This is a genomic window from Aeromonas sp. 6P (genome assembly GCF_051919525.1).
Taxonomy (GTDB): domain Bacteria; phylum Pseudomonadota; class Gammaproteobacteria; order Enterobacterales; family Aeromonadaceae; genus Aeromonas; species Aeromonas veronii.
Genome location: NZ_JBQBEO010000002.1, coordinates 2,625,577 through 2,647,291 on the forward strand (window position 1 = coordinate 2,625,577; position 21,715 = coordinate 2,647,291).

Sequence of the window (21,715 nt, forward strand, 5' to 3'; positions counted from 1 at the left end):
AAAGGGTGGAAAAACGGGGCGCAGGGCCCCGTTTTATCAGCCCATCCGATAGTTGGGGGCTTCTTTGGTAATGGTCACATCGTGGACGTGGGACTCTTTCATCCCGGCGCCGGAGATGCGCACGAATTCAGCCTTGGTGCGCATGTCGTCGATGGTGGCGCTGCCGGTCAGGCCCATGGAGGAGCGCAGGCCGCCCATCTGCTGATGGATGATCTCTTTGAGGCGACCTTTATAAGGCACGCGACCTTCGATACCTTCCGGTACCAGCTTGTCGGCGGCGTTGTCGGTCTGGAAGTAGCGGTCGCTGGAGCCTTTGGACATGGCGCCCAGAGAGCCCATGCCACGGTAGGATTTGAAGGAGCGCCCCTGATAGAGCTCGATCTCGCCCGGCGCTTCTTCGGTACCGGCGAACATGGAGCCGACCATGACGCAGCTGGCGCCCGCGGCGATGGCCTTGGCGATGTCGCCGGAGAAGCGGATGCCGCCGTCGGCGATAACCGGTACACCGGTGCCTTCCAGCGCATCAACGGCGTCGGAGATAGCGGTGATCTGGGGCACGCCCACGCCGGTCACGATGCGGGTAGTACAGATGGAGCCCGGGCCGATACCAACCTTGACGGCGTTGACGCCGGCAGCAACCAGCGCCTTGGCGCCCGCGGCGGTCGCGACGTTGCCACCGATGATCTGCAGATCCGGATAGGCTTCGCGGGTGGCTTTGATGCGATCCAGCACGCCCTGGGAGTGGCCGTGGGAGGAGTCGATCAGCAGCACGTCAACACCGGCTTCCACCAGCGCAGCGACGCGCTCTTCGTTGCCAGCACCGGCACCGACCGCAGCACCGACCCGCAGACGACCCTTGTCATCTTTACAGGCGTGGGGCTTGCGCTCGGCTTTCTGGAAATCTTTAACGGTGATCATGCCCTTGAGTTTGAAGTCGGCGTTCACCACCAGCACTTTTTCGATACGGTGCTTTTGCATCAGGGCAACCACCTCTTCGCGAGGGGCCCCTTCACGCACGGTGACCAGACGATCTTTCTGGGTCATGATCTGTTCAACGGTCTGGGAGAGGTCAATCACGAAGCGCACGTCACGACCGGTGATGATACCGACCAGCTGATTGCCGTCAGTCACCACGGGGTAACCGGCGAAGCCATTCTTGTGGCTCAGCTCCTTGATTTGGGCGATGGTCATGTCAGGGCGCACGGTGACGGGGTCAGTGACCACACCGCTCTCGTACTTCTTGACCTTGCGCACTTCGGCAGCCTGCTGCTCGATGGACATGTTCTTGTGGATAAAGCCGATACCGCCTTCCTGGGCCAGTGCGATAGCCAGACGGGCTTCGGTCACTGTGTCCATGGCAGCGGAGATCATCGGGATGTTCAAGCTGATGGCGGAGGTCAGCTTGGTACGCAGATCGGCAGTATTGGGAAGAACTTCGGAGTGGGCGGGAACCAACAGTACATCGTCGAAGGTTAACGCTTCTTTGGCAATCCTGAGCATGGCAATATCTCACCGTTGAGGAAGTGGGGGTGTAAAATATTGCCGACGAAGTTTACTCACGCATTGGTCACTGGTAAAGAAGTTTTTTGAATTTTTTATGGCATAGCCCTCTTTTAGGCGGCCAAAACGCCAAAAAACCAAGATTATCAGTACGAAAAGCGCCATTTCGGGGCAAAAGAGTTGGCTAACCGGTGATTTATGCAAAACCGGTAGGTGCCGACGCGGCGCAACCCCCATGCAAAGGGATGGTCGACAGGGGCTCAGGGGCAAACGGCTTCTGCCCCCCTCCCCTTGTCTTGTGTCCTTGTATTGTCTCTTGCCCTCGCGGCGACCACTCGCACCGGTATCATTATCTTCTCAATGTCCTTTACTCGGTCTGGATAATAAATTTAGCCCGCTGCCAATATATATTTTCTGGCACAACAAGGGTTGCCTCTCTTTATTATTTTCGCCCCACCATCCGCAGCAAGGTATTATCTTTATCCAGCAGATGATGTTTCAACGCCCCGACAATGTGCACTAGCAAAAATGCCAGCATGACATATGGCAAATAAATATGGATTGTGTGGGCAATATCCCGAACGGATTCACTGAATGGAATCACATTGGCCGGATCATGGATATCTGGATTCATCGGAATAATAGACCAGCAAAATATCGCAACACCTCGGCCAGCCGCAGCAGAATAACAGAGACCGGACACCGGAATAAGCAGCGTTGAAATCAGCAAACCCCAGTGGATCGCCCTGGCTGCCAATGCCTCGTAAACAGGATATTGACGCACAGGCTCAGGCCACCCTTTAACAAGGCGGAGAATGGCGCGGGGCAGGATCGAGATCAGTGCAATCACCCCTAGGGATTTATGCAGGGCATAGAGATCCCATATTTCAAATTTCACCATCAGATAACCCACAAGGGTCAGGCCAATCATCAGCAAGGCAACCGACCAGTGCAGCAAACGGGTCGTCAAACTTAAGTGGGTTGAGGGATTCATAAGCAACTCCAAACAGGGGGCAAGTAAACGCTGGTCAAGATGGTGGCGCCGTGAATATCAGCAGCACCTGAGATATCAACGGCATCGAGACAAGCTGCAACGCGGCCAGATGCGGGCAAGCGCGAGGGCTTTGTCGGGAGCCATACTGCCTGCCCGGATAAACGGCAGCGTTTCCAATCTTGCTTTTCTGCTGCTGACGCCTCCTGCTTAACGCCCTCTCCCTGTTTCGGGTTAAGATAGCGGCCATTGTTTTATCCCGGCCCCGCCGGAGCAGACCACAGGTACACCATTGAACCGATTTACCCCATCCAGTGCGGCAAGCGGCCGCGAGCAGCAGGTCTTTACCGTCACCCGCCTCAACAGCGCCGTGCGCATGATCCTGGAGCAGGATCTGGGGCTGGTGTGGCTGACCGGCGAACTCTCCAATCTGGCGATGCCAAGCTCCGGCCACTGGTACTTCTCCCTCAAGGACATGTCGGCGCAGGTGCGCTGCGCCATGTTCAAGGGCAACAACCGACGGGTGGCCTTCCGCCCGCAGGATGGCATGCAGGTGCTGGTGCAGGCGCGGGTCTCTCTCTATGAGCCGCGCGGCGACTACCAGCTGATCATCGAGTCGATGCAGCCGGCGGGCGACGGCGTATTGGCCCTGCGTTTTGAAGAGCTCAAGCGCCGCCTCGGCGCCGAGGGGCTGTTTGACGAAAGCCGCAAGCGGCCGCTGCCCCGCGAACCGCGGGCGGTGGGCCTTATCACCTCCGCCACCGGCGCCGCCCTGCACGATATGCTCACCGTGCTCAAACGGCGTGCGCCGGATCTGCCGGTCTTTATCTACCCGACTCAGGTGCAGGGGAGCGCCGCCATCAGCCAGATCGTCGCGGCGATCGCCAAAGCGAACCGACGCGCCGAGGTGGATGTGCTGATCGTCGGGCGCGGCGGTGGATCGCTTGAAGATCTCTGGTGCTTTAACGAAGAGGCGGTGGCGCGCGCCATTGCCCACTCCGCCATACCTGTGGTGAGCGCGGTGGGCCACGAGGTGGATGTCACCATCAGCGACTTTGCCGCCGACTTGCGCGCCCCTACCCCGTCGGCCGCCGCCGAGCTGGTGGCGCCGGATCAGAGCGCCCGTGCCCAGCGCCTCGCCCACCTCAAGCAGCGACTGCTGCAGGCGATAAGTCGCCAGCAGACCGCCGCCCGCCACGATTTCATCCTGCTGCAAAAGCGGCTCGACCATCAGGATCCGAAGCGGCGGCTGGAGCAGCAGTCCCAGCGCCTCGACGAGCTTTCCACCCGTTTGCAACAGCTATTGCGCCAGCGGCTGCATCAGGGTGAGCGGCGCCTCACCAACCTTGAGCTGCGCCTGCAGGGCAAGAGCCCGGAGCGCCTCTTGGCAGCTGGCAAGCGCCGCCACCAGCTGGCCGAGGAGCGGCTCCATGCCCTGATTGCCAAGCGGCAAGACCTTGCCAGTCACCGCCTCGCGATGCTCACCGCCCGCCTCGACGGGGTAAGCCCGCTTGCCACTCTGGGGCGCGGCTACTCCATCACCCGCACTCCACGCGGCGAAGTCATTAGCCGCGCCGATCAGGTCAGCAGCGGCGACCAGCTCGTCACCACCCTGGCACAAGGGAGCCTGCAGGTGCGGGTCGAGGGGATCGTCAAGGACTCTGCGCAGTAGATCGGCTGAGTCAAACGACCAGCCAACGAACTATCCAGCCCAGCTGCTGGCCCGTTAATCGGTCAAACAAAAAGGCCACCACCGCAAACAGGGTGGTGGCCTTTTTTATCTCGGGTGCTGCCGCCTGCTCACCCCTTGGTGCGGCGGGCGACCAGAGTGAACTTGTAATCATCGCTCTTGAAGAAGTTGCGACTGAACTCGAACACTGTGCCATCTTGCAAGAAGCCGCGGGAGACCTTCTCGATAATGGGTTTGGCGGGATCGATACCGAGCGCCTCCACCACCTGCGCCGAGGGGAGCACCGGAATGATCTCCTGCTCGCTGCGGTCGATCACCAGCTGCTTGACCTCTTCGATGTAGTGGTACTTGGAGCCCTGCATCACCGCATAGCTGAGATCGGGGAAGAGAGCGAGCGGCATCCAGGTCTCCTCCAGCGTTACCGCGATCTGGCGAATAAAGCGCACCCGCTTGACGTAGTAGACCAGCGCCCCTTCCAGCAGATTGAGCCGCTCGGCCAGCTCGCGGCTCGCCTTGATCACCTCGAAGGCAAGAATGTCGCTGTGAGTCTCGGCCGCCGGATCAGTCACCTTCTCGTAGAGACTGGTGAGCTGATAGATGTCGTAGTTCACCTTCTCCTGCCGCACGTAGCTGCCGCTGCCCTGAATGCTCTCGATGACGTTGAGTTCGGTCAGCTGCTTGAGGGCCTGACGCACCGTCACCCGGCTCACCCCGAACTGCTCGCGCAACTCGGCTTCGGTGGGCAGGGCATCGCCGGGGGCCAGCTCCCCTTGCGCAATCCACTGCTGGATGGTGTCGGCTATCTGGCGGTACATGGGTTTTTTCGACACGAAAGGCCACCTCGTCGGCTCTGCGCCATGATAAATGGAAGAGGCGCCATTCTACCCCAGTTGCCCGGCAGACAAAACGGCTCGCTCCATTTGACCTAACAAATCACCTTGGCAAGACAATACAAAAACAATACAAATAATGAATTGTATGATACCACTCACAAAAATCAGTCGGCCGGTTTGTTAGCATCGCTGTCACTTTCACCATGACGGCTTGCTGGCAAGCCAACCTGACAGAGGATCATCATGAATCTGACCAGTCTTACCGGCCCCCATCTCATCACGCTGCAAACCCGGTTTGCCGATCGGGATGCGGCCATTCATGCCCTGGCTGATCGGCTCGATCAGGCCGGCAAGCTGCACGACAAGGCCGCCTTTCTGGCCGCGGTCATGGCCCGCGAGGCACAGGGCCCCACCGCCCTTGGCGAAGGGCTGGCGGTGCCCCACGGCAAGTGCGATGCGGTGCGCGAAGCGGCCTTTGCCGTCGCAACCTTAAGCGAGGAGCTGGGCTGGGAGGGGATCGACGGCCCCGAGCCGGTCAACCTGATCTTCATGCTGGCGATCCCGACCGATCAGGCGGGCTCGACCCATATGCAGCTGCTCACCACCCTCACTACAGCCTTGGTGGATGACGATACCCGCGAGGCAGTGCTGGCGGCCCAGAGTGCCGAGCAGCTGATGGCGCTGCTCGATGGTGAAGGGGATAGCGGCAAGCAACCAGCAAAAGAAGACAACTTAGATACAAATCAACCCACAGTGGTCTGTGTCACCGCCTGTCCGGCGGGGATCGCCCACACCTATATGGCTGCCGAGTATCTGGAAAAGGCGGGGCGCAAGCTGGGCATTCGGGTACTGGTCGAGAAGCAGGGTGCCAACGGCATCGAGGATCGCCTGCCGCAAGAGGCGCTCGATGCTGCGGTGGCCTGCATCTTCGCCGCCGAGGTGGCCATCAAGGAGCAGGAGCGTTTTGCCGGTATCCCCCGGATCGAGACGCCGGTGGCCGAGCCCATTCGCCATGCCGAGCGGATCCTCAATGATGCGCTGGAAGCGGCCAAGGCCGGTCGCACCGCCCCGACGCCAAACCCCAGCCAGAGCGACGCGCCGACCGGCAAGAAGGTGAGCCTCAAGACCGAGCTCAAGCAGGCGCTGCTGAGCGGCATCTCCTTTGCCGTACCGCTCATCGTGGCGGGCGGTACCGTGCTCGCCGTCTCTGTGCTGCTGGCCCAGATCTTCGGCCTGCAACATCTGTTTGATACCGAGAACTCCTGGCTCTGGATGTACCGAAAACTCGGCGGTGGCATGCTGGGCACCCTGATGGTGCCGGTGCTGGCGGCCTATACCGCCTATTCGCTGGCAGACAAACCGGCGCTGGGCCCGGGCTTTGCAGCGGGACTGGCCGCCAACATGATTGGCTCCGGTTTTCTCGGCGGCGTGGTCGGTGGTCTTATCGCCGGTTACCTGATGCGCTGGGTCAAGCAGCATGTGCGCCTGAGCCCCAACTTCAACGGCTTTCTCACCTTTTACCTCTATCCGGTGATCGGCACTCTGGTGGCGGGCAGCCTGATGCTGTTTGTCATCGGCCAGCCGGTGGCCTGGCTCAACAACAGCCTCACCGAGTGGCTCAACGGCCTCTCCGGCACCAATGCGCTGGTGCTGGGTGCCCTGCTCGGCTTTATGTGTTCGTTTGACCTGGGTGGCCCGGTCAACAAGGCGGCCTACGCCTTCTGCCTCGGCGCCATGGCCAACGGGGTCTACGGCCCTTACGCCATCTTCGGCGCGGTCAAGATGGTCTCGGCCTTTACCGTCACCTTCTCCACCCTGCTGGCGCCACGCCTGTTCCAGACCTTCGAGATCGAGACCGGCAAATCGACCTGGCTGCTGGGGCTGGCGGGGATCACAGAGGGCGCCATTCCGATGGCCATCGAAGATCCGATCCGGGTGATCGGCTCCTTCCTCGCAGGATCGGTGGTCACCGGCGCCATGGTGGGTGCCATGGGAATTGGTCTCTCCACCCCGGGGGCCGGCATCTTCTCCCTGTTCCTGCTCCACGATGGCGGCCACGGCGCCTTGATGGCTGCCGCCGTCTGGCTCGGGGCGGCGCTGGTGGGCACCCTTATCTCCACTGTGGTGCTGATCGGCTGGCGCCGTCACGCCATGCAGCGCGGCACTTATCAGGTGGTTGCCGCAGAGTAAGGCTTATCTTCACCACCACTTTTTCAACAGACTATTTTTCCGCACGGCAGGCAAGGGCCGCCGTGCGTCAACAAAGGATCATTGTCATGACTGTTTCACGAGTTCACATCACGCCGCACATGCACTGGGATCGGGAGTGGTACTTCACCACCGAGGAGTCCCGCATCCTGCTGGTCAACAACATGGCTGAGATCCTGGCGCGTCTTGAATCCGACCCCGACTACAAGTTCTATGTGCTGGACGGCCAGACTGCGGTGCTGGAGGATTACTTCGCCATCCAGCCCGAGAACAAAGCCCGGGTGAAGGCGCTGGTGGAAGCGGGCAAGCTATCATCGGCCCCTGGTACACCCAGACCGACACCATGCAGGTGAGCGGCGAGTCCATCCTGCGCAACCTGCTCTACGGGATGCGCGACTGCCTTAGCCTTGGCGAGCCGATGAAGATCGGTTACCTGCCCGACTCGTTCGGCATGTCTTCCCAACTGCCCCACATCTTCAACGGCTTCGGGATCGATCGGGCCATGTTCTGGCGCGGCTGCTCCGAGCGCCACGGCACCGACAAGACCGAGTTCCTCTGGCAGAGCAACGATGGCAGCGAGGTGACCGCCCAGGTGCTGCCGCTTGGCTACGCCATCGGCAAGTACCTGCCGGAAGATGAAGCGGGCCTGCGCAAGCGGCTCGAATCCTACTTCGAGGTGCTGGAGAAGGCCTCGGTGACCCAGGATATCCTGCTGCCCAACGGCCACGATCAGATGCCGCTGCAACAGAACATCTTCGCCATCATCGACAAGCTGCGCGAGATCTACCCCCAGCGTGAATTCCACATGAGCCGCTTCGAGCAGGTCTTCGAGCGCATCGAGGCGTGCCGCGACCAACTGGCCACCCTCAAGGGGGAGTTCAACGACGGCAAATACATGCGGGTACACCGTACCATCTCCTCCACCCGGATGGACATCAAGCTGGCCCACGCCGCCATCGAGAACAAGATCGTCAACATCCTCGAGCCGCTGGCGAGCATCGCCTGGGCACTCGGCTTCGAGTACCACCATGGGCTGCTTGAGAAGATGTGGAAGGAGATCATGAAGAACCACGCCCACGACAGCATCGGCTGCTGCTGCAGCGACAAGGTGCATCAGGAGGTGATGACCCGCTTCATTCTGGCCGACGACATGGCCGAAAACCTGATCCGCTTCTACATGCGCAAGATTGTCGACAACATGCCGGTGGCGCTGTGCGAAGACGGCGTGCAGGTAGCCGACAAGCTCTGCCTGTTCAACCTGATGCCCTTCCCCCGTCAGGAGGTGATCAACACCAGCATCCGCATTCGCGCTCAATCCTTTGCCCTGCGCGATGAAGCGGGCCAGCCGGTCCCCTACTTCATCCGCGCCAGACGCGAGATTGACCCGGGTCTGGTGGACAGACAGATCGTTCACTACGGCAACTACGACCCCTTTATGGAGTACGACATCCAGCTCTGCCATCCTCTGCCGGCCATGGGTTACTGCACCCTCCATATTGAGGGCAACCAGCCGGGACTGGAGCAGCCGGTGACGGCCAGCGACGATCTGCTGGAGAACAATTTTTACCGCATCGCCCTCAATGACAACGGCACCCTGCAGATCCTGGACAAGCTGCGCGGCACCACCTTCGATCAGGTGCTCACGCTGGAAGAGGGCTCCGATGATGGCGACGAGTATGACTACTCGCCATCGCGCGACGAGTGGCTGCGCTACTCCACCGAGTTTGCGGTGACCCGCGAGGTCACCCATCAGGCGTGGCAGAGCATCGCTACGCTCAAACTGCGTATGGCATTGCCTGCCAACCTCACCGAGCGTGCCAACCGCCAGTGCAGCGGCCATCTCGATGTCACCTGCCGCATCACGCTGGCGCACCAGAGCCCACGGATCGACATCGAGCTGGAGCTCGACAATCAGGCCGATGATCACCGGGTGCGGGTGCTGATCCCCACCCCCTTCCCGAGCGACACAGTGGTATCCGATAACCAGTTTGGCTGCATCACCCGCCCCACCCGCGACAGCGCCATGGCGAACTGGGAAGCGGAGGGGTGGAAAGAGGCCCCCATTCCGGTCTGGCAACTGATGAACTTCGTCGCCCTGCAAGATGGCAAGCAGGGGCTGGCGGTGCTGAGCGACGGTCTGCGCGAGTTTGAAGTGATCGGTGAGCAGTGCGACACCCTGGCTCTCACCCTGCTGCGCGGGGTCGGCGTACTAGGTAAAGAGGAGCTGCTGCTGCGCCCGGGTCGCCCCTCCGGCATCAAGCTGCCCACCCCGGACTCCCAGGTGCGTGGCAAACTCAGCTGCCGTTTCAGCCTGCTGGCGTTTGCTGGCGATCACATCAGCGCCAACGTGATGCAGGCGGCGCGCAGCTACCTCACCCCGGTGCGCTGCTACAACAAGATCCCGTTCGATGCCATGAAGCTCAACAAGGCAAGCTTCACCACCCCGCTGCACTTCAGTCTGTTCTCCATGGACCCGTCCGGTCCGGTGCTGAGCGCCCTGAAAAAGGCCGAGGATGAAGAGGCGCTGGTGATCCGGGTCTACAACCCGAGCGAGCAGGCGGTACTGGAGGGTGGCAAAGTGAGCTGCGAACACGCCCTGCACGACTGGCAAGCGGTGCGGATGGACGAGCAGCCCCTGCCCCTTGAACTGGCCGCTGGCGAGTTTGGCGAGCTGGCGCCGTGCCACTCCCGCAGCGTGCGCTTTCGGGTGGCTCGCGGCTAACCGCCGGTAACACCCACAGGTAGCAACAGGCGGGGAAGAGTCATCCCCGCCTGTTTATCCCTTCAAGCTGGCCTGCCCCGCTTGATAAAGACATAAAAAATCCCCGCCGATTGGCGGGGATTTTTTATTGGGTCCTGCTTCATCCCGCGAGCGGGAGAGCACGCTTAGCTGGCCTTGCGCAGGATCTGCTCAAGGTAGTCGGCGAAGCGGTGACCGTGATGCTCCAACAGTTTCGGGAACATGGAGATGGAGGTCATGCCCGGGAAGGTGTTGATTTCATTCAGCAGGATCTCCCCCTCCTCGGTCAGGAAGAAGTCGATGCGGGAGAGATGGGTCAGTTTCAGCTGACGGAACGCCTTGAGGGCATACTCGTGGATCGCATCGGCCTGCGCCTGGGTCAGTCCCTCGGCACGCAGTGCCGTCTCGGTATGGCTGGCGCTGCTGTACTTCTCTTCATAGGTGTAGAACTTGTCCTGCGGCACGCAGATCTCGCCCGGATAAGTCGCCACCAGCTCGTCACCATACTGGTAAACCGCCACTTCCAGCTCACGCGGCTTGACCGCTTTCTCGATCAGAACCTGTTCGGAGTAACCAAATGCATCGGCAATACCTTTCACAAGATCCGCTTCGTTGCTGGCGGAGTAGCAGCCAACGGAAGAGCCCTGGGAAGCGGCCTTGATAAAGACCTTGCCCCACTTGGCCAGCGCGGCTTTGGCCTCGGCCAGCGCCGCCTCATTTTGCTCGGTTAGGAACAGGTACGGGGTGTTGGGAATGCCGATGGCGGAGAGCCACAGCTTGGTGCTGATCTTGTTGAAGCAGATCTTGCTCGCCTCGGCATCGCAACCGAGATAAGGCAATCCGGCCAGTTCGAGGAAGGATTGCAGATCGCCGGTCTCACCCGGGTAGCCGTGGATGCAGGGCACCACGTAATCCACCGGACGGGCCACGCTGTCGAACGAAAGCAGCTTGTCGAGCCCCAGCTTGCACTCGCGGCCATCGGCACTGAGCCAGCGATCGGCGAACATCTCGACGCGGGTCACTTCGACACCGGGCAGAAGGCCCAGTTGTTGCTCGAGGAAATTGGCGCTGCGCAGAGAAACTTCGTGCTCTGAGCCACCGCCGCCGCACAGCAGCAAGACATGCATGTTCTTCATTAGATGTGATCCCTTGGGAAAAGCGGCCTCGTCATGACCATTTGATAAGCCAACCACCATAAAAACCGGACGAAGCCAGATACGAACATAAGTGCGCGCCAGTGTAGCAAGGGAGCTCAACCCTTGTCAGCTGATGGGAGACCCATGACCCCACTTCTTGCAGTGAAAAGTCTCCCCTGTGTCAAAATCGGGACACATTGCCCCTCAGCGCGGGGGATCGACCCTTCCCATGCCGTTGCCATTGACCCGAAACCAGCCGGCAATGCTGTAGCGCTCCTGATTGGCAGGCAGCACCTCGTGGGGAAACTCCTCGGAGAGAAACATGACCAGCCGCCCCCCCTTGGGGCTGACATCCATCAGAAACTGCTCCTTGTCGTCATACATGCGCAGCACTCCACCCGCTTCGGGCAGCCAGTCGTTGTTGAGGTAAAATACGGTGGTAAGACGGCGGTTGGAGCGACCGGCAAAGGCATCCCGATGGGTGGCGTAAAAATCCCCGCTGCGATAGCGGGCGAAGTGTGCCTCGTAGTCGAACAATCCCAGCATCAGCATCCGGTTGGCGGCAAGACGCAGGGACTCCATCCGGGCGAGGTAGTCGGCCACCGGCGCACCGAGGGAGGGCTCCAGCCAGTGGATCTGGTCACGGCGAATATCGGGATTGCCCTGGTGCAGGGCGTCACGGCCGATCCCGGCCGGTTGCCATTCGCTTGGCAAACAGGCTTTGAGGGCATCCACCTCGGCGGCGGTCAAAAAATCATCCACTATCACCCATCCCCGGGTGTAAATGGCATCCATGGCAGCTTGATAGTCCAAGATTGGCTCACAATGAGTGGAAAGAGGGCGCTTTGTAGCGACTTACCGGCAAAGTCACAAACCGGTTTGCTTCTCTTGAGAAGTCCCAACATCAATACGCGAGTTGCTGCCCGCCGCCCCGCATTTTTGTCGCCAGTTGTGATCCCGCCCTGCCAAAGAGCGTATTGGCTGTCGAAACTGTGATGGCCCTTGCAATCGGGACGAGGAGGCGCCGCGGCCTCCTTGCGGTGCCAAGAGCCAACCGATACCGTAGCCGCATCGCCATGTTGCTGTTCATCCGGCGCTTGTCTCTGTCACCGACCGAACCACTCACGGCACAACCCGCGCATCACCCACGAAAGGATCTTCTTATGCCTCTGCCCGATCTCACTTTGCAACGACTGGATGGTACCCCCTACCCGCTGACTCAACTGGCGGGCAAGGTGGTGCTGGTGGTCAATGTGGCCAGTCGCTGCGGCTTTACTCCCCAATATGAAGGGCTGGAAACGCTCTATCGGGAGCTCGGCCCCAAGGGGCTGGTGATTTTGGGCTTCCCCTGCAACCAGTTTGGCAATCAGGAGCCGGGGGATGCGGACGAGATCGCCCGCTTCTGCTCCCTCGACTATCCGGTCACCTTCCCCATCATGGCCAAGTGCGATGTCAACGGTGAGCATGCCCACCCCTTCTATCAGTGGCTCAAGCAACAGAAACCGGGCTTTCTTGGGCTGGAAAACGTCAAATGGAACTTCACCAAGTTCCTGATCGACCGCGATGGCAATGTGGTAGAGCGTTTCGCCCCCCAGGCCAAACCGGAGAGTCTGGCCGAGCAGATCCGCGAGATGCTCTGATGCTCCCGCACCGTTTTACGCCACTGCGTTGAACGATTGTATGGCGGCCGGTGCGACAGCTACTGCGCATCGGCCGCTCTTTTGCTATATTACGGCCCCACTATCTTTTCCATATCGTGGCTGGCCCCAACACGCCGGCTGCCCGTTGAGCCAAAGGCTAATCTCAGGAGTTTCTCTCGAACATGTCATTCAACGAACTGGGTCTGTCTCCGCATATTCTGCGGGCCGTCAAGGAGCTGGGTTACGAACAGCCAACCCCCATCCAGCAGCAAGCGATTCCGGCCATTCTGGCCGGTCAGGATGTGCTCGGCGGCGCTCAGACAGGCACAGGTAAAACGGCCGGTTTCACCCTGCCGATGTTGCAGCGTCTGCTGGCCAACCACGGTCGTGGCCGTCGTCAGGTGCGCGCACTGGTACTGACCCCGACCCGCGAACTGGCGGCCCAGGTTGGCGAGAGCATCATCAAGTATGCCCACCACCTGCCGTTCAAGACGCTGATCGCCTATGGCGGTGTCAGCATCAAGCCCAATCTGGACGCCATCAAGCTGGGAGTTGACATTCTTGTCGCCACCCCGGGCCGTCTGCTGGATCTGCTGACCCAGGGCGCCCTGACCCTGAGCCAGCTGGAAGTGCTGGTGCTGGATGAAGCGGATCGCATGCTCGACATGGGCTTTATCGTCGACATCCGCCGCATCATGAAGGCGCTGCCTGCAGAGCGGCAAACCCTGCTCTTCTCTGCCACCTTCTCAAACGACATCAAGGCGCTGGCCGATGATCTGCTGAACGACCCCACCCTGATCGAGGTGGACCCCAGCAATACTGCCGCCGAGCAGGTGACCCAGCGCATCATTCAGGTAGATCGGGAACGCCGCCGCGAGCTGCTCTCCCATATGATTGGCCGTGGCAACTGGCAGCGGGTGCTGGTGTTTGTCCGCACCAAGCAGATCGCCGACCGCCTCGCCCAGCAGATGCAAAAAGATGGCCTCAATACCGTGGCGATCCACGGTGACAAGAGCCAGGGAGCCCGCAACCGGGCGCTGGCCGATTTTCGCAGTGGCGAGGTGCGGGTGCTGGTAGCGACCGATATCGCCGCCCGCGGTCTGGACATCGATCAACTGCCCTACGTGATCAACTTTGAACTGCCCCAGATGGCGGAGGATTACATCCACCGTATCGGCCGTACCGGCCGCGCCGGTCGTGGCGGCGAGGCCATCTCGCTGGTCAGTCAGGACGAGCTGGGTCAGCTCAAGGCGATCGAAGCCCTGATCGGCCAATCCCTGACCGTGGAGATCCTGGAAGGGTATGAGCCAAGCGGCAAGCCGAGTCGCCAGACTCTGCCGGGCAGCAAGCCGGTGCAGAACCCGCCTCGGGCTCGCGGCCATGCCAACGCCAAGAGCAGCAATGCCAAGGGCAAACCAGCCGCAGGCAAGGGCAAAACCAAGGGAGAGGCAAGCAAAAAACCGGCCCAGTCTCCTCAAAACAAGTCCCGCAAGCGGGAAGTAGTGGGCGAGGATATCGGCTTTGCGCCGATGCGCCGTCTGCCCAAAGCAATGCGCGACAGCTATCAGGAGAGCAGCGACGAGTAAGCTCGCGCGACGCTAACTGCCAAGCCAAAAGAGGGAGCCTGCAAGGCTCCCTCTTTCGTTATGGATCGCTCGGAGCCGTGCAAGTGCTCCTTGCAAATGCTCCGCTCGGGCTCAAACCAGCGAATGGCGCACCGCGGCAGTACCATGGCTGGGCGGCGCAGAACCATCGAGCGGATTGAGCTGCAAGAACTCGAACAAGCCAGCCTGCATATTGACGTTCCAGAAGCGTCCGGCGAGGGTGAGTTGTAGTCGCTCATGGCTTATCTCGGCCAGCCCGTGCTGCTGCCAAGCGGAAAAAAGCGGCATCAGATGGGTCAGCAAAGGCGCTGGCAGACGATCCAGCGCCAGCACACCGCTATCGAGGGCGCCACGCAGCAGACCGTCCATCCTTGCATTGGGATTGCGCCCCATCACCATCCCGGGCGCTCGCTTGCCACTGGCCAGCGCGTCGTGCCAGGGGGCCAGATCCCGTCCATACATCAAGCCATGGCCAAGAATGTTGCCTCCTGCACCGGCGCCAAAGGGGAGGATCTCCGCACCGCGCTTGGCCATCTGGTTATAACGACTCTGCTCGGCCGGGCTGCGCCGCCAGTGACTGCAAGAGAGACGCTCCCAGCCGTGGGCTTCCAGTTGCGCTCCGCCATAGGCATACATGGCGGCCTGCTGCTGGCCATCGGCGAGCCAATCCAGGGTGCCCTTCTCCTGCGCTCGCTCCAGATTGGTGCCCTGCATGGCGATGAGCTGGTAGAGATCGACCCCGTGCACACCACTCGCCATCACATCGCGGATATCCTGCTGCCACACGGCATCATCCTGACCGGGCAGGCCGAAGATGAGATCCGCCACGATCACAGCCGCATCATCCCGGGTCAGCTCACCCAGACGGGTCAGCAAGGTCTCCCTGTCATCGAAACGGGCCGCCTGCTGACGCACCCGGGTATCGAAGCTCTGCACCCCGAACGAGAAGCGGTTGAAGCCCCCCGCCAGTGCCGCCTGCCATTTCTCATCGTCAAAGCCGTTGAGTCGCCCCTCCAGCGTCACCTCGGCATCGGCCGCCAGCGGAAAACGGCGGATCACGGCGGCCAGCATGGCCAGCTCGTCGGCGCTCATGTCGGTCGGCGTACCGCCCCCCACATAGACGGCTGAAAACGGCATGCTCTGCGCCAGCGGGGTGTCAGCCGCCTGCGCAAGGGAGGCGCACAAGGCGTTGACATAGCGGTTGATCCGCGCCGGGTTGGCGCCATTTTCAAAGAAATTGCAGAAGCTGCAGCGCTTGCGGCAAAACGGAATATGGATGTAGAGGGCGCGCTCCTCAGCTTCACTCTCTCGCTGCCACCAGCTCTGCCAGCCAGCCTCATCCAGCGGGAAGGGGCGCATCCCTCCCCGACTGGCGTGAGCCGAGGTCTTGGCGCTAAAAGCAAACTTGAGGGGATCCGGCGTGGCAATACCGGTCATGGAAGGGGTCAGATTCATGATGGTCACTATTATCAGCAAATAATGACAATGATAACGATTATCGTTACTAGCAATTTGTTCTGGATCAACCCGAGGAGCAGCCCCCCTCCCGAAAGGCATTTTGGCAACCTGCATTACCGATCTGCTTAACAGATTATTTACTCAAGAGTGGTTATCGTGTGCCGATAGAGAACCATCTCCCGCCGTTTCTTCGTCTACGATCAAGATGATACGGGATCACATAACAACACCAAGCGCATGGAACTTGCCCAAAATGCATAACCTCTCCTTGAACTGGAAAATATTCCTCCCTCTTGCGCTGGTCATCAGCACCACCTTTGGCCTCTGCTTCGAACTCTCCGCATGGCTGCAACGGGATCTCGCCATCCGGCTGGCTGAGGAGAAAGTTGAGAGCATGGCCAACACCTATATGGATCAGGTGAACGTGCTGATGATGACTGGTGGCATGGCCAACCGGCAGATAGTGCAGACCAAACTCAAGAGTGAAGCGGGCATCGTTGAGGCCCGTCTGGTGCGCGCACCAGCAGTAAGCAACCTGTTTGGCCCGGGTCACCCGGATCAGAAAGCGCAGGATCCCCTCGATGAGCGAGCCATCAATCAGGGCGAAGCCATTCTGGAGCAGCAGGGCAACCGGCTCACCCTGATCAAACCGTTCAAAGCCTACAAGGAGTATCGCGGCACCCAATGCCTCACCTGTCATCAGGTCAATGAGGGGACCGTGATGGGGGCTGTGCGGATCAGTTATGACCTCAGCCACACCTTCGGCGAGATCCGCCACAACAACCTGATCCTGAGCGGCAGCCTGGCCGCCGTCTTCAGCCTCGGCTTCGGCTTGCTCTGGTGGGTATTGCAACGCTACGTGAAACACCCTCTGCGCCAGCTGCAGCTCACCATGATCCGGATGGCCAAAGAGCGCGACCTCGCCCTCCCCCTGGTCAATCACAGCCGGGATGAACTGGGCCAGATGACCCGCGCCGTCAATGACATGGTGCAGGGATTCCGCCACAGCCTGCAGGAGGTGGAAGGGGCAACCCACCAGCTCTATCAGGAGTCGAACCAGATCCGTCAGGTGGCGACCCAGACCGAAAACTCGGCCCGCCAGCAAGAGGGGATGACCACCCAGGTTGCCGCCGCCGTCAGCGAGCTGGCCGCCAGCTCTCATGAGGTGCGCGAACATGCCCGCCACAGCGCCGAGCTCTCCGCCCTCACCAATCAGGATGCCGCTGACACCAGTCGCCTCGCCCAGCACTCCATCACCGATATGGGCGAGATGTCGGCAGAGATCGATCGGGTGGATCAGGTAATCCAGCAACTCGACAGTCGCTGTCTTGCGGTTGACGATGTGCTCGAGGTGATCAAGGGGATTGCCGATCAGACCAACCTGCTGGCCCTCAACGCTGCGATTGAAGCGGCCCGGGCAGGCGAGCAAGGCCGTGGCTTTGCGGTGGTGGCCGATGAAGTGCGGGCCCTCTCCAACCGCAGCCGCACCGCTAGCGAAGAGATCTCCCAGATGATCGCCGCCCTGCAAAATGAGGCCCAGAGCGCAGTTACGGTGATCGGGGATGCAAAAAGCAAAGCCGATGAGAGCATCAGCAAGACCGAAGCGACTCTGGCAGCCATGCAGAACATCATCGAGCGCATCGCCCGCATCAATGACCTCAACGCCCAGATGGCCCAGTCGGCCGAAGAGCAGGATAGGGTCTGCCATGAGGTAGACAGCTCGGTGAGCGACATTCGCAACACCTCCAACGACACCCTGGGTCAAGCGCACGCCGCCAACCTCGCCAGCATCCAATTGGTAGAGCAGTGCCAGAAACTGGAGGCGCTGCTGAAAACCTACCGCTGGTAATCCACTTCACATATGAAAAAGCGCGACCCGAGGGTCGCGTTTTTGCTTTATGGATTCGATTTGGCCGAATGGCATCGTTGCTGTTCCAGCGGCGCGCTGACTATTAACTACGCCGCCGGGATGACTTTAGCGGGCGTTGCGGGTTGCGACTGCATCCGCCAGGTTGCGCAGCAACACTTCGGTATCAGCCCAACCGATGCAGGCATCGGTGATGCTCTGACCGACGGTGAGTTCACACCCTTCCACCAGATCCTGACGGCCTTCTACCAGATGGCTCTCCACCATCACACCAAACACCGCCTTGCTGCCGGCACGCAGCTGATCGGCTACATCTTCAGCCACCACCATCTGGTTCTTGAACTGTTTGCTGCTGTTGGCGTGACTAAAGTCGATCATCACCTTCTGTGGCAGACCAGCCTTCTCCAGCCCCTTCACAACTTCGCTGACATGTGCGGCGCTGTAGTTCGGCTCACGACCACCACGCAGGATGATGTGACAATCCGGGTTGCCACGGGTCGCCACGATGGCGGAGTGACCGTATTTGGTGACCGACAGGAAGTGGTGCGGCGCACTGGCAGCCCCGATGGCATCGATGGCGACCTTGATGGTGCCGTCAGTGCCGTTCTTGAAGCCCACCGGACAGGAGAGGCCGGAGGCTAGCTCGCGGTGTACCTGGGATTCGGTGGTACGGGCACCGATCGCGCCCCAGCTCATCAGATCCGCCACATATTGCGGGGTGATCATGTCGAGGAACTCGGAGGCAGTCGGCAGCCCCATGTCGTTGAGATCCAGCAACAGCTTGCGACCAATGCGCAGACCGTCGTTGATCTTGCAGCTATTGTCGAGGTACGGATCGTTGATCAGCCCCTTCCAGCCCACTGTGGTGCGCGGTTTTTCGAAGTAGACCCGCATCACGATCTCCAGCTGACCTTTCAGCTCGTCGCGCAACGCCTTGAGGCGCTTGCCGTACTCCAGCGCGGCAACCGGATCATGGATGGAGCAAGGGCCAATCACCACCAGCAGACGATCATCTTCGCCAGCCAGGATATTGTGAATGGCCTGACGGGATTCAAAAACGGTGGACGAGGCCACCTCGGTAGCCGGAAACTTCTCAAGCACCGCAACCGGGGGTAATAACTCTTTGATTTCACTGATACGAACGTCGTCGGTTTGATGCTGCATGACAAGGCTTCCTGCTAGATGACTGCGATTAGGAAATCTCAACATAGCCCGCGACCGCGCATGTGTAAATAGGAAATTACAGCAATTACAAAACTATTTTATATGGCAATCTTGCAAGTTATTGAAATGATGCTAAGCGAAATGACGATGCTGGTGAGGAAGGCAAAAAGGCCCGCTCAGCGCGGGCCCGAAGCGTCGGTGATGACGGGTTTGTCAGTGATCAGCCACGCTGGCTGATACTGGCCAGCTTGTCGAAGTAATCCGGGAAGGTCTTCGACGTGCACTTGGGATCATTGATGGTGACCGGGGTATCCGACAACGCCACCAGCGAGAAGCACATGGCGATACGGTGATCGTTGTAGGTATCGATCTCGGCATGCTTGAGCTGGGTCGGCGGGGTCACGGTGATAAAGTCATGCCCCTCCTCCACTTCGACGCCCAGCTTGCGCAGCTCGGTCGCCATGGCGTGCAGACGATCGGTCTCCTTCACCCGCCAGTTGTAGATATTGCGAATGGAGGTCGGCCCCTCGGCAAACAGCGCGGCAACGGCGATGGTCATGGCCGCATCGGGAATATGGTTCATGTCCATATCCACTCCGTGCAGCGGCGCCTGCTCCGCCTCGATGAAATCATCGCCCCAGGTGATGCGCGCGCCCATCTTCTCCAGCACATCGGCGAAGTGAATATCACCCTGAATGCTGTGCTTGCCGATACCGGTGACCCGTACCTTGCCCTTGATGGCACCCGCCGCGAGGAAGTAGGAGGCGCTGGAGGCATCCCCTTCCACCAGAAAATCACCCGGGCTGATGTAGGTCTGGTTGCCCTTGATGTAGAACAGCTTGTAGTTGTCGTGCTCGATGACCACCCCGAACTGCTTCATGATGTGCAGGGTGATGTCGATGTAGGGCTTGGAAACCAGCTCCCCCTTGATGTGGATCCGGGTATCACCGGCCGCCATTGGCGCCGCCATCAAAAACGCGGTCAGGAACTGGCTGGAGACGGAGCCATCGACGTGCACGTCACCGCCCCACAGCCCCTTGGCATCCACCACCAGCGGCGGATAACCATCGTGTTTCAGGTACTGGATATGGGCACCCGCCTCACGTAGAGCATCCACCAGATGGCCGATGGGACGCTCTTCCATGCGCGGCTCGCCACCCAGGGTATATTCACCGGAGCCGAGGCATAGCGCGGCGCAGAGCGGTCGCATCGCAGTACCGGCGTTGCCGAGGAACAGATTGACCGGCTCTTTTACCGCAAAGCTGCGGCCCTGGCCCTGCACCGTACACTCGGTCTTGTCGGCGGAGAGCTTGTACTTGACCCCGAGCTGGGTCAGCGCAGCCAGCATATGACGAATGTCATCGCTGTCGAGCAGGTTGGTCAGACGGGTGGTGCCACGAGCCAGCGCCGCCAGCAGCAGCGCACGGTTAGAGACACTCTTGGATCCGGGCAGATTGACCTCACCGGCTACACGAGAAATGGGTTCCAAACGCAACGAATTCATAGACTTCCTGTGCTATCTCAAAAATAAACGCCTGTCCGGACGTTAACAGCCTGCGTCCCGCTCGGCAAGGGCACTTTCAGGGGAAATCGCACGGCAAACGCCAGCGCGCTGGTTCTGTTGAAAAAAAGACGCCGGGGTATCCCCGGCGTCTTGAATCACTGCAATAGCTGGAAGCGGCTCACTGGTTGTCACGAGAGGCCACCAGCAAACACATAGGGGCTCTGTTCTCAGCCGTTGCGCTTGGCAAAGCCATCCATAAAGCTCACCAGGGCCTTCACTCCCTCCAGCGGCATGGCGTTGTAGATGCTGGCGCGCATGCCACCGACGATGCGGTGCCCTTTGAGGGCCAGCAGGCCAGCGGCTTCCGATTCGGCCAGGAACTGCTTGTCCAGCTCGGCATTTTTCAGCTGGAACGGGATGTTCATCCGCGAACGGCAGCTGACATCCACCTGATTGCCATAGAAGCTCGACTGATCGAGATAGTCGTAGAGGAAGTCGGCCTTCTCCTTGTTGCGCGCTTCCATCGCCTCGAGGCCACCCTGTTCCTTGAGCCACTCGAACACCAGACCGGCCAGATACCAGGCGTAGGTGGGCGGCGTGTTGAACATGGAGTCGTTCTTGGCGGTGAGCTGGTAGTCAAAAATCGACGGTACATCAGCGCGGGCCTGATCCAGCAGGTCATCGCGCACGATGGCGATGGCAAGCCCGGACGGCCCGATATTCTTCTGGGCACCAGCATAGATGATGCCAAAGCGGCTCACATCGAGAGGACGGGAGAGAATGGTGGAGGAGAGATCCGCCACCAGCGGCACCTCGCCAGTGGCCGGGATGTCAAACATCTCGATGCCGTCAATGGTTTCGTTCGGGCAGTAGTGAACATAAGCCGCATCGGCGCGAAACGCCGGGGTCGGCAACAGGTGAGAGATCCCCTGCTCGTTCTTGGCAACCCCCTGGAAGGTCTGGATATCGCCATACTTTTTGGCTTCATCCACCGCGCTCTGGGACCAGACACCGGTCAGCAGGAAGTCCGCCTTCTTGTTGGCCCCGCCCAGCAGGTTCATGGGCACAGCGGAGAACTGACCGCGGCCGCCACCGTGCATGAAGAGCACCTTGTAGTTGTCCGGCACCGCCAGCAGTTCGCGCAGATCCGCTTCGGCCTTCTCGGCAACCGCCATGTAGGGCTTGCCGCGATGGGAAAGCTCCATGACCGAGGCTCCCAGCCCCTGAAAATTACAAAATTCGCGCTGGGCGCGCTCCATGACTTCAACCGGCAGCATGGCGGGGCCGGCGCAGAAGTTGTAAATCTGTTTGCTCATGACGCTTTCCGTGAGTGGATGAGAGTAATCGATGACTTGTCAGGTTTTACACAAGAGCAGCCAG

At 60.2% G+C, this 21,715-nt stretch carries 14 protein-coding genes and 1 pseudogene; 6 read left to right on the plus strand and 9 right to left on the minus strand.

Annotated features, from left to right (window positions below):
• Positions 1-36: 36 nt before the first annotated feature.
• A complete protein-coding gene (gene guaB, locus ACTG2J_RS12220; protein ID WP_041207517.1) occupies positions 37-1,500 on the minus strand; it encodes an IMP dehydrogenase in 1,464 nt (487 codons plus the stop codon).
• Positions 1,501-1,942: 442 nt separating this feature from the next.
• Entirely contained in the window at positions 1,943-2,494 is a 552-nt protein-coding gene (locus ACTG2J_RS12225; RefSeq protein WP_439988564.1) for a cytochrome b, read from the minus strand.
• A gap of 289 nt (positions 2,495-2,783) precedes the next feature.
• On the opposite strand from ACTG2J_RS12225, the gene xseA reads away from it, so the two are divergent.
• Positions 2,784-4,163 (plus strand): exodeoxyribonuclease VII large subunit, encoded by a 1,380-nt coding sequence (gene xseA / locus ACTG2J_RS12230; RefSeq protein WP_439997530.1) that lies wholly within the window; start codon positions 2,784-2,786, stop codon positions 4,161-4,163.
• A gap of 128 nt (positions 4,164-4,291) precedes the next feature.
• Here xseA and ACTG2J_RS12235 read toward each other — a convergent pair whose 3' ends face one another.
• A complete protein-coding gene (locus ACTG2J_RS12235) occupies positions 4,292-5,011 on the minus strand; it encodes a GntR family transcriptional regulator (protein ID WP_047438273.1) in 720 nt (239 codons plus the stop codon).
• Between the two features lie 246 nt (positions 5,012-5,257).
• On the opposite strand from ACTG2J_RS12235, the gene mngA reads away from it, so the two are divergent.
• The gene (gene mngA, locus ACTG2J_RS12240; RefSeq protein ID WP_439988562.1) at positions 5,258-7,204 is read left to right on the plus strand and encodes a PTS 2-O-a-mannosyl-D-glycerate transporter subunit IIABC; all 1,947 of its coding nucleotides are present in this window, start codon (positions 5,258-5,260) and stop codon (positions 7,202-7,204) included.
• A gap of 119 nt (positions 7,205-7,323) precedes the next feature.
• Positions 7,324-9,944: pseudogene (gene mngB, locus ACTG2J_RS12245) on the plus strand (mannosylglycerate hydrolase).
• A gap of 164 nt (positions 9,945-10,108) precedes the next feature.
• Here mngB and ACTG2J_RS12250 read toward each other — a convergent pair.
• Together ACTG2J_RS12250 and ACTG2J_RS12255 are read right to left on the minus strand one after the other, a co-directional pair.
• Positions 10,109-11,098: a D-alanine--D-alanine ligase gene (locus tag ACTG2J_RS12250; RefSeq protein ID WP_058057457.1), complete on the minus strand. Its 990-nt coding sequence runs from the start codon at positions 11,096-11,098 to the stop codon at positions 10,109-10,111.
• A gap of 204 nt (positions 11,099-11,302) precedes the next feature.
• Positions 11,303-11,911: a 2OG-Fe(II) oxygenase gene (locus ACTG2J_RS12255; protein ID WP_005344994.1), complete on the minus strand. Its 609-nt coding sequence runs from the start codon at positions 11,909-11,911 to the stop codon at positions 11,303-11,305.
• A gap of 350 nt (positions 11,912-12,261) precedes the next feature.
• Between ACTG2J_RS12255 and ACTG2J_RS12260 the strand changes: the two genes are divergently transcribed.
• Positions 12,262-12,738, plus strand: a complete 477-nt coding sequence (locus ACTG2J_RS12260; RefSeq protein WP_042080383.1) for a glutathione peroxidase — start codon at positions 12,262-12,264, stop codon at positions 12,736-12,738.
• A 182-nt stretch (positions 12,739-12,920) separates the two neighbouring features.
• Positions 12,921-14,324 carry a DEAD/DEAH box helicase gene (locus ACTG2J_RS12265; protein WP_113739378.1) on the plus strand — a complete coding sequence of 468 codons (1,404 nt, stop codon included), beginning with the start codon at positions 12,921-12,923 and terminating at the stop codon, positions 14,322-14,324.
• Between the two features lie 111 nt (positions 14,325-14,435).
• Here ACTG2J_RS12265 and hutW read toward each other — a convergent pair whose 3' ends face one another.
• On the minus strand, positions 14,436-15,797 hold the full coding sequence (hutW, locus tag ACTG2J_RS12270; protein ID WP_113739377.1) for a heme anaerobic degradation radical SAM methyltransferase ChuW/HutW: 1,362 nt from the start codon (positions 15,795-15,797) through the stop codon (positions 14,436-14,438).
• 256 nt (positions 15,798-16,053) lie between these two features.
• Here hutW and ACTG2J_RS12275 point away from each other — a divergent pair, with 256 nt between their 5' ends.
• The gene (locus ACTG2J_RS12275; protein WP_439997531.1) at positions 16,054-17,649 is read left to right on the plus strand and encodes a methyl-accepting chemotaxis protein; all 1,596 of its coding nucleotides are present in this window, start codon (positions 16,054-16,056) and stop codon (positions 17,647-17,649) included.
• 126 nt (positions 17,650-17,775) lie between these two features.
• Here ACTG2J_RS12275 and aroG read toward each other — a convergent pair whose 3' ends face one another.
• The 3 genes from aroG to serC form a co-directional block, all read right to left on the minus strand.
• A complete protein-coding gene (gene aroG / locus ACTG2J_RS12280; protein WP_139708301.1) occupies positions 17,776-18,831 on the minus strand; it encodes a 3-deoxy-7-phosphoheptulonate synthase AroG in 1,056 nt (351 codons plus the stop codon).
• 220 nt (positions 18,832-19,051) lie between these two features.
• On the minus strand, positions 19,052-20,335 hold the full coding sequence (gene aroA, locus ACTG2J_RS12285; RefSeq protein WP_113739374.1) for a 3-phosphoshikimate 1-carboxyvinyltransferase: 1,284 nt from the start codon (positions 20,333-20,335) through the stop codon (positions 19,052-19,054).
• 227 nt (positions 20,336-20,562) lie between these two features.
• Entirely contained in the window at positions 20,563-21,651 is a 1,089-nt protein-coding gene (serC, locus tag ACTG2J_RS12290; RefSeq protein WP_058057450.1) for a 3-phosphoserine/phosphohydroxythreonine transaminase, read from the minus strand.
• Positions 21,652-21,715: the final 64 nt, after the last annotated feature.